Origin of the sequence: Mesorhizobium sp., assembly GCF_004963255.1 — a bacterium.
GTDB lineage: Bacteria > Pseudomonadota > Alphaproteobacteria > Rhizobiales > Rhizobiaceae > Mesorhizobium.
In genome coordinates, this window is record NZ_SUGA01000053.1 from 21,961 (window position 1) to 28,745 (window position 6,785).

Sequence of the window (6,785 nt, forward strand, 5' to 3'; positions counted from 1 at the left end):
AGGAACTTCTAAGAGCCTGATGAGCCAATCGTCAGGCCAGTGGTCTTGCGCGCCCTGTGCGCGACAAGGAGTGCTTCGTGCTTCTGAACGGATTTGGACTTGCACTGTCGCAAGCAGGACAAAATTGTGTCGCGCCGGCCTGACACAATGCGATATCGACCCGAATAGTGAACTGAAGCCGCTTTTTTCAGTTGGTATGGCTCTTGCACCTTGAACCGCGACGTTACCAGCAACGGAGCCGTTTGATGTCCTCACCGACAGTTTCGATTGAGGGGCCGACTAGCACGACATCCGAGGGTCTTCTGGCAGCCGCGAAATCCGGTGGCTGCGCATCGTCTTCCTACGGCTCGTCGCCGACCAGCCCGGGCGAAGAGGATCCGGCTATTTGGGAAAGGATCAAGGATCACCCCTGCTTTTCGGAGGAAGCGCATCATTATTTCGCGCGTATGCATGTGGCGGTCGCGCCGGCTTGCAATGTCCAGTGCAACTATTGCAATCGCAAATACGATTGCGCCAACGAGAGCCGGCCTGGTGTTGTGTCTGAGAAGTTGACGCCCGACCAAGCGCTACGCAAGGTCATCGCCGTTGCCAACAAAGTTCCGCAGCTTTCGGTTCTTGGCATCGCTGGGCCGGGGGATGCCTGTTACGATTGGGAGAAAACGAAGGCAACGTTCGACCGCGTCATCAGGGAAATCCCCGACATAAAGCTGTGCGTCTCCACTAATGGGCTCGTGCTGCCGGACCATGTCGCCGAGCTTGCCGAAATGAATGTTGATCACGTGACGATCACCATCAACATGGTCGACCCGGAAGTCGGCGCGAAGATCTATCCATGGATCTTTTATGAAAATCGCCGCTACTTCGGCATCGAAGCCGCTCGAATCTTGCACGCGCGGCAGATGCTGGGCCTGGAGATGCTGAGCGCGCGCGGCATCCTCACCAAAATCAACTCGGTGATGATTCCTGGAGTGAACGACCAGCACCTGTTTGAGGTGAACAAAATGGTCAGGGAGCGGGGCGCGTTTCTGCACAACGTGATGCCTCTGATTTCGGACCCGGCGCACGGTACCCACTACGGACTCATCGGGCAGCGCGGCCCAACGGCAACGGAGATGATGGCTCTTCAGGATCGACTTGAAGGTGGCGCCAAGTTGATGCGCCACTGCCGGCAGTGCCGGGCAGATGCTGTCGGCCTGCTCGGTGAAGATCGTGGCCAGGAATTCACGCTGGACGGTATTCCCGACGATGTCGCCTACGATGCTGGCAAGCGTCAGGCCTATCGGCAGGTGGTCGCACACGAGCGCCGTGATCATGAGGCGGCGAGGAGCGAGGCCATCGGTATGGTCAAGGCAACAGACTCCGAAAAGTCGCTTCTGGTTGCGGTGGCCACTAAGGGAGGTGGACGGGTCAACGAACACTTCGGCCACGCGAAGGAATTCCAGGTTTATGAAGTCTCGCCTAGAGGGATCAGCTTGGTCGGGCATCGGAAGGTCGAGCGGTATTGCCTCGGAGGCGGGGGCGAAGACGCCATCCTCGAGGGCGTCATCGCAGCGCTCGAAGGCATACACATAGTGCTATGCGCCAAGATCGGAAATCGCCCGAAGGAACAACTCTCGCGAGTTGGACTGCGCGTAACCGACGCCTATGGCCATGACTACATCGAGACCGCAGTCAGCGCACTTTACGCGGCAGAGTTTGGGATCAGACCACTAGCGGCGACGGCCTGAGCCGTCTCGTCCGATAACCAGGAGTTAGAATGGCTTTAAAGATCATCGCATCCCAATGTACCCAATGCGGGGCCTGCGAGTTCGAATGTCCTTCGGAAGCGATCAAGTTCAAGGGCGACGCCTATGTGATCGATCCAAACAAGTGCACCGAATGCAAGGAGGCCTTCGATACGCAGCAATGCGTGTCGGTCTGTCCGGTACCGAAAACCTGCGTTCCCGCTTGATTCCTACCGAAACGGTCGGGTTCGCCGCACGACGACGCCTGCAACCCGCGACCACAACAAAAGCCTCGAGAAAGGAATGGACAGCATGTGGTCCAGACGCGAACAGGAGGTCGAAATCGGCAGACCGCCACGGTTCATGCAGGGTGAGCGGGTCCGTGCGATACGCCACATAAAAAACGACGGCACCTATCCCGGCAAGGAGATCGGCGAAAACCTCGTGCGGAAGGGCGACGAAGGCTACGTGCGCGACATTGGAACCTTTCTCCAGCAATTCTTCATCTATGCGGTCGAATGGATCGATCGTGGCACGGTCGTCGGCATGCGAGCGCGCGAACTCATTAGCCTCGACAAAGTCGAGGTTCCCTGCGGAGCTGAAGGCATTTCCAACGGGGGAACAGCCGGATGAAAGTAATGATTCGCAGGACCGCTACTGGCTTGTCGGCTTATGTCCCCAAGAAGGATCTCGAAGAGCCGATCACCGAGATTGAGAACGCTGACTTATGGGGCGGGACCGTGACGCTCAGGAACGGTTGGCGGCTCATGCTGCCCGACCTTCCGCGCGACACGCGTTTGCCGATCACCGTCGAGGCGATGAAGATTTCCGACGGGGCCTGATGCCGGTGGGTTCAGTGGCGGAGAGGAAACGCGTATGAACACGATGCTGAGCTGGGACCATCTCGTCGTCGTCCGGGGCAGTTTTGCCAAAAAACTGATTGACCTGCTGAACGGCGCTCTCAAGGCCGATCGAGTGATCCCCTATCTCGGTCCTGGTCTTCTGCAGCTTAACCCACCGGAATCCCCTGTACCTTGCACCCCTGAAGATGTCGCCGCGGCCCTCAACAAGCGGGCGCCTGCCCCTTCCAGGATTCGCACCAATATGTGGTCGGTCGCGCAGTTTATCGAGCAGCGCCGACATCGTCGGACTCTCCAAGCGTGGATGGCGGAGATATTCGCAGCCCCCGCCGAGCCGACCGTTCTTCACGCCTGGCTCGCAACCCTTCAACTGTCTGTCATCATCGACAGCTGGTACGATGGCGCCATGCGAGCAGCCCTTGCAGAGGCCGGCCAAACAGACGTTGTCGAGATACAAGGAACGACGCGCGCGACCGGAATCGGTAACATCTGGACGAGAACTTACGATTTGTCAGGAACAGAACTCGAGGCCGAACAAGTGGCTAGGACGGTGCTCTATGCGCCGCACGGCAGCGTCAGGCCGGCGGCAAACTTCCTCGTGGCTGATTCCGATTACGTCGAAGTCCTAACCGAAATTGATATCCAGACGCCGATCCCGGACGCGGTGAAGCAACGGCGCGTCAACCGGGGTTTTTTCTTCGTGGGCTGCCGCTTCAACGATCAGATGCTGCGCACATATGCCAGACAGCTGATGAAGCGCTCCACTGGCCCACATTTTGCGGTGATCGATTCGGCTACGCTGACCAGAAACGAACGTCGTTTCCTTGCCGAAGGCGCAATCACGGTCATCGACATGCCGATCCGCAACGCCGCGGCTCGCCTCGTCGGGGTCGATGCTAGCCAGGATTAATGGCCGGCGATTGCTGGTGAGTCGCTGCTTGCCTCCAAGGGCGAAAACTCAGTTGGGAATACATTCGTGAGCAGTAATGCTAGTGGCAGCACAACGTAGGCTCTGAATTCGTTGGGCCATGTGAAAGGGTCCGCTGCTGCGGGACGTGAGCACGTTGCGGCGGCATTACGCACATGATCTTGTGACCCCCGTGGCAAAAGAACTGAAGCGCCCGAGTCGCGACAACATATGCAGCGCTCAATGGCTTCGACAAAAATTCGGCACAGTTTCGACAGTTCGCATGCACCTCCAGGGTCAACGAGGTTGATTATGCCTGTTTATGTGGGTCGGCCACGCGAGCAGGAATTCCCACTACCTTTGCCCCGGCGGGAACATCTCGTGTGACCACGCAGCCAGCGCCTACCACTGCATTATCACCAATCGTGACGCCAGGCAGAATGATTGCTCCACCGCCGATCCAGACACGGCTGCCAATGTGAACAGGACGCCCGACCTGCAGGCCGGCCTGCCGCTGCTCGGCATCATGTGGATGATCGGCGGTATAAATCTGCACAGCAGGCCCAATTGCCGTTCCTTGCCCGATTTTGACCTCTACCACGTCAAGAATAACGCAGTTGAAGTTGATGTAGGCATTGGCTCCAATGCGGATATTGAATCCGTAGTCGCAAAAAAAGGGCGGACGGATGACCGTTCCGCGCCCAACCTCTCCCAGCCGCTCGGACAAAAGCTCATGCCAATGCCCCGTGGTCTGCCCCAGCGTATCATTGTACCGCTTGAGCCAAGCCCCGGTTGCCAACAGGTCAGCTTGGATCTCCGGATCCGCCGCATTGTAAAACTCGCCTGCGAGCATCTTTTCTTTTTGGCTACGCATCATAGTCTCCCGTCAGGTCGTGTCCCGTACAGTGATGCAGGAACGCACATCAAACTGCCTCGGCAACTTTGTAACTCGATCTTGCCGGGCGCGCGGTCGGTCACGAGCCGGGGCGACAGTTTCGTCTCGACCAACTTCCAAGAATTTGGATATCGGAGATCAACCGGTCGCAGGGGCCAATACCTGACGAAGTCGGCAACTGTCCAGCGGTCGAACTCACTTTCATGCCCATCTCAGATTGCGTGATATCGAGCGGTAAGCCATCAGCTAATGTATCGACCAGGTCCCGCCAGAGGATTACTCCTTTTTAGTTTGTCAGTCGCAGAGCCCCAGTACGACTGGTGGTAGAAAGCACACGGCCGGAATCTTGGCAGCGCTGTTCACACCCACTTCGTAAGCCTGGCCGATGGGCTCGGCGCCAGAGCACCAATGCTTGACCTGCTCCAGCTCTTGCTCGGCGGGTTGTTTCAGAGACGCTTGATCTCGATACCGCGTTTTCTCAGCACGTAGCCGATCTGGCGCGGGGTCAAACCGAGCAGGCGCGCCGCCTTTGCCTGCACCCAGCCACACTTTTCCATGGCAGCAATGACCGTATCGGCATCGGGCACCCTACCACGAGTCGTGGCAGGGCCTATCGGCGCTTGCCCGTCGCCGACGGGCGGGGCGGCACAGGCGGCGGAAGGCTCGATCGTAGTCGACTTCTCTGACGTCGGCTGTCCGTTCTTCCACAGCGCCGCGGCCAAGCACTGATCCGCGTAACAGGCAAAGTCAGTTCTGAGGATTGATGGACCCGTCGCCAGAACTGCCGTCCGTTGAACGCAGTTTTCGAGCTCTCGGATGTTACCTGGAAATTCGCAGTTCATTAGCACCTCAATCGCTTCGGGAGCGAAGGTCAGCGTGTGATCATTCTCAGTATTGAAATTCTTGAGAAACTGAGCGGCCAAGAGCGGAATATCACCTCGCCTTTCGCGCAATGCCGGCACGCGTAAAGTGACGACGTTGATGCGATAATAGAGGTCTTGCCGGAACTCCTTGCGTTGAACTGCCGTTTCCAAGTCCCTGTTCGTTGCGGCAATCACGCGAACATCAACTTTAATGGTGTGGTTGCTGCCGACGCGCTCAAACTCCTGCTCCTGCAGGACACGCAGCAGCTTAGCCTGGAACGAACCTGATATTTCGCCAATCTCGTCCAGAAACAATGTGCCTTTGTCGGCAGCCTCAAAGCGCCCCTTGCGCAAACTGCTCGCGTCGGTGAAGGCACCCTTCTCATGACCGAACAAGTCAGATTCCAGAAGCGTCTCGGTGAGCGCCGCGCAATTGACCTTGATGAAGGGCTGCTTGGCGCGAGGCGAGAGCTCGTGAATGGCTTTGGCAACCAGCTCCTTGCCGGTTCCGGATTCACCTCGCAACAGGACCGTAGTCTTCGCCTTGGCCACCTTGACAAGGTGCTCACGCAGCTTGCGCAGCGCCTGACTATCGCCAAGCATCTCCTTGCTGATCTTTTTACGTTCCATTTGGCAGCCCATCCCACTCCGCCACCCGCCGGTAGAACTGCACTGGACGGTGAGCTGTGTTGTATTTCGCCATCATCATTCTCGATCTCACCTTTGTTGCTTCGAAATTTCCGGCGCGCGGACCCCCTCGGCAAATGGCAATGGCGCCTGAGCATCGTTGTCTTTCACCAGGACGAGCGTCTTCTCCTCCGTGCGGGCGCCCGCAATATGCGCGCTTGTTTGCGCAGGCCTTTACTCGACCGGTCGCCGTTCTGTCCGGCTTCTGCCGCACCGCAGCCTGCAAACCCATCCTTGACAAGAAAGGAGGGGAGTCAATCGAGCTCTCCTTGCATTCGTGCAAGGAAAATTGTCAGTTTGATAGAATTCTATCAAAACGGCAGAAACGCCCCGCCCCCAATTTGGCTGTACCTGCGGCGTTCAGCTTACGTGACGACATGTGCGGACTTGTCCCAATTGCCGTCCGAGTTGTGCGGGAAACAGTAGCCGCTGCGCTGTTCGCTTCAACCGCGTGATGCCGCTGACAGTAGAGGCGGCGGCTCGTCGAGCGAGGCTTCATTGTTCGGCTACTAAAGCGGCTGTGCTTTGGTGGGAGTTGGTTTCGCCCAAGTTCTGGGCCTGGGGGCGTCTAGCCCGTTTCGCCGCACAGGCTCCTCCCACATCGTCGAGGCCGAGAAGGAGGGACCCCACAGCCCTCCCTGTATCACAATGCCCCGCCCCTCAAGCAGCTAGATACGACAGGTGACCTCGAATGAGGCGTCTTGCATGGCTTCTACACCTGCCTGAATGCCAGAACTGCGTTCGTACCGCCCATGGCGAAGGCGTTGCTCATGGCGACGCGCACCTTGCGCTCGCGCGGCACATTGGGTGTGATGTCGAGGTCGCAAGCGGGATCTGGCTCGCGATAGT

At 58.1% G+C, this 6,785-nt stretch carries 6 protein-coding genes and 2 pseudogenes; 5 read left to right on the forward strand and 3 right to left on the reverse strand.

Annotated features, from left to right (window positions below; all coding sequences use genetic code 11):
* Positions 1–245: 245 nt before the first annotated feature.
* From nifB to E5X34_RS30690, 5 genes are all read left to right on the forward strand, one after another.
* A complete protein-coding gene (nifB, locus tag E5X34_RS30670) occupies positions 246–1,727 on the forward strand; it encodes a nitrogenase cofactor biosynthesis protein NifB (RefSeq protein ID WP_063169393.1) in 1,482 nt (493 codons plus the stop codon).
* A 29-nt stretch (positions 1,728–1,756) separates the two neighbouring features.
* Positions 1,757–1,951, forward strand: a complete 195-nt coding sequence (locus E5X34_RS30675; RefSeq protein WP_024505232.1) for a 4Fe-4S binding protein — start codon at positions 1,757–1,759, stop codon at positions 1,949–1,951.
* Between the two features lie 85 nt (positions 1,952–2,036).
* Positions 2,037–2,357 (forward strand): nitrogen fixation protein NifZ, encoded by a 321-nt coding sequence (locus E5X34_RS30680; RefSeq protein WP_024505231.1) that lies wholly within the window; start codon positions 2,037–2,039, stop codon positions 2,355–2,357.
* Complete coding sequence (gene nifT, locus E5X34_RS30685) at positions 2,354–2,566, forward strand: putative nitrogen fixation protein NifT (RefSeq protein ID WP_024505230.1); 213 nt, start codon at positions 2,354–2,356, stop codon at positions 2,564–2,566. The genes E5X34_RS30680 and nifT overlap by 4 nt, the downstream gene beginning before the upstream one ends.
* 34 nt (positions 2,567–2,600) lie before the next feature.
* Entirely contained in the window at positions 2,601–3,494 is an 894-nt protein-coding gene (locus E5X34_RS30690; RefSeq protein WP_024505229.1) for an SIR2 family protein, read from the forward strand.
* A gap of 307 nt (positions 3,495–3,801) precedes the next feature.
* Here E5X34_RS30690 and E5X34_RS30695 read toward each other — a convergent pair whose 3' ends face one another.
* The 3 genes and pseudogenes from E5X34_RS30695 to E5X34_RS30705 all read right to left on the reverse strand — a co-directional run.
* Positions 3,802–4,368, reverse strand: coding sequence for a sugar O-acetyltransferase (locus E5X34_RS30695; protein ID WP_024505228.1), 567 nt, complete (start codon positions 4,366–4,368; stop codon positions 3,802–3,804).
* A gap of 464 nt (positions 4,369–4,832) precedes the next feature.
* Positions 4,833–5,876: pseudogene (gene nifA / locus E5X34_RS30700) on the reverse strand (nif-specific transcriptional activator NifA); the annotation flags it as partial.
* 772 nt (positions 5,877–6,648) lie between these two features.
* Positions 6,649–6,785, reverse strand: a pseudogene (locus tag E5X34_RS30705) (beta-ACP synthase); the annotation flags it as partial.

Bases quoted from the DNA above. Each gene is read 5' to 3' on its own strand.
- nifB (WP_063169393.1), top strand. From the start codon at position 246: ATGTCCTCACCGACAGTTTCGATTGAGGGGCCGACTAGCACGACATCC.
- E5X34_RS30675 (WP_024505232.1), top strand. From the start codon at position 1,757: ATGGCTTTAAAGATCATCGCATCCCAATGTACCCAATGCGGGGCCTGC.
- E5X34_RS30680 (WP_024505231.1), top strand. From the start codon at position 2,037: ATGTGGTCCAGACGCGAACAGGAGGTCGAAATCGGCAGACCGCCACGG.
- nifT (WP_024505230.1), top strand. From the start codon at position 2,354: ATGAAAGTAATGATTCGCAGGACCGCTACTGGCTTGTCGGCTTATGTC.
- E5X34_RS30690 (WP_024505229.1), top strand. From the start codon at position 2,601: ATGAACACGATGCTGAGCTGGGACCATCTCGTCGTCGTCCGGGGCAGT.
- E5X34_RS30695 (WP_024505228.1), bottom strand. From the start codon at position 4,368: ATGATGCGTAGCCAAAAAGAAAAGATGCTCGCAGGCGAGTTTTACAAT.